The 1225-nt window shown below is 63.0% G+C and carries 1 protein-coding gene; it reads left to right on the forward strand.

Annotation, left to right across the window (positions count from 1 at the left end; genetic code table 11):
• Positions 1-1110 (forward strand): CmpA/NrtA family ABC transporter substrate-binding protein (locus EN991_RS36875; RefSeq protein ID WP_164769694.1); only part of this gene is annotated, 1110 nt, incomplete at its 5' end.
• Between the last annotated feature and the right edge of the window lie 115 nt (positions 1111-1225).

Raw genomic sequence — 1225 nt, forward strand, 5'->3', positions numbered from 1 at the left:
AAGGAGAAGGGGCTGTTCGCCAAGTTCGGCATGCCTGACGTCGAGGTGCTCAAGCAGGCCTCCTGGGGTGCGACACGCGACAATCTGATGCTCGGCGGCGCGGCCAACGGCATCGACGGCGCCCATATCCTGACGCCGCTGCCTTACCTCATGCACACCGGCAAGGTGACGCAGAACAACCAGCCGATGCCGATGGCGATCGTGGCGCGGCTCAACTACGACTGCCAGGGCATTTCGGTCGCCCAGGAATATGCCGGCACCGGTGTCGGCCTCGACGCCTCGAAGCTGAAAGACGCCTTCGCCGCCAAGAAGGCGACCGGCAAGGAAATCAAAGCCGCCATGACCTTCCCGGGCGGAACCCATGATCTCTGGCTGCGCTATTGGCTGGCCGCCGGCGGCATCGATCCCGACAAGGACGTCTCGACCATCGTCGTACCGCCGCCGCAGATGGTGGCCAACATGAAGGTCGGCAATATGGACGTGTTCTGCGTCGGCGAGCCGTGGAACGAGCAACTCGTCCACCAGGGCGTCGGCTTCACCGCCGCCACGACAGGCGAATTGTGGAAGGGCCATCCCGAAAAGGCGCTCGGCCTGCGCGCCGAATTCATCGAGAAATATCCGAACGCCACCAAGGCGATCTTGATGGCCGTCATGGAAGCCCAGCAATGGTGCGAGGCCACCGAGAACAAGGACGAGATGGCCGCCATCATCGGCAAGCGGCAATGGATGAACGTGCCCGTCGCCGACATCATCGGCCGCCTCAAGGGCGACATCAACTATGGCAATGGCCGCGTCGCCAACGGCACCGATCTCTCCATGAAGTTCTGGAAGGGCGGCGTCTCTTATCCGTTCAAGAGCCATGATGCGTGGTTCCTTGCCGAGAACATCCGCTGGGGCAAGTTCGCGCCGACCACCGACATCAAGGCGCTGGTCGACCAGGTCAACCGCGAGGATCTGTGGCGCGAGGCGGCCAAGGATCTCGGCGTCGCGGCAGCCGACGTTCCGGCGTCGTCGTCGCGCGGCGTCGAGACCTTCTTCGACGGCAAGATTTTCGATCCGGCCAACCCGTCCGCCTATCTCGACAGCCTGAAGATCAAGGCATCGGCGTAGCCTGATCGCAAGCGGCGCGCATGCGCCGCTTGCGATCACTACCTGCCCCCAAGGAGTTTTCCCCAGACATGTCTATCCAGACTATCGAGGACACCAAGGTGAAGGCCTTTCCCGC

Origin of the sequence: Mesorhizobium sp. M7A.F.Ca.US.005.03.2.1, assembly GCF_003997795.1 — a bacterium.
In the GTDB taxonomy this organism is placed as follows: domain Bacteria; phylum Pseudomonadota; class Alphaproteobacteria; order Rhizobiales; family Rhizobiaceae; genus Mesorhizobium; species Mesorhizobium ciceri.